Source organism: Methylobacterium sp. J-088 (assembly GCF_022829295.1).
GTDB lineage: Bacteria > Pseudomonadota > Alphaproteobacteria > Rhizobiales > Beijerinckiaceae > Methylobacterium.
Window position 1 is genome coordinate 1 of record NZ_JAKSYH010000107.1, and the last position, 438, is coordinate 438.

Here is a 438-nt window from a genome sequence, read left to right on the forward strand (position 1 = left end):
TCACGGTGCTCGACACGCCCTTCGAGGGCTTCTGGATGAAGAGCGCCTACCGCATCCCCGACAATGCCTGTGCCTGCACCGAGCCCGGCAAGGCGCCCGACAGGACCGTGCCGATCGGCCGCTTCAACGTCCGCTCCTTCATGACCAACCTCGCGGATGGTGCGCAGGTGAAGGCAGGCCGGGTGAGCCTGCGCGGCATCGCGTTCGACGGCGGCTCGGGCATCAAGGCGGTGGAGGTCTCCACCGACGACGGCCGGACCTGGAGCCCGGCTCGGCTCGGCCAGGATCTCGGCCGCCACGCCTTCCGCACCTGGACCGCCGAGGCCGATCTGGCGCCGGGGCCGCATGCCCTGCGCGTCCGCGCGACCGGCAACGACGGCGGCACGCAGCCGATGTCGCCGCGCTGGAACCCGGCCGGCTACATGCGCAACGTGGTCG

General features: G+C 71.9%; 1 pseudogene. It reads left to right on the forward strand.

Annotated features, from left to right (window positions below):
• A pseudogene (locus MKK63_RS11865) lies at positions 1-438 on the forward strand (oxidase); the annotation flags it as partial.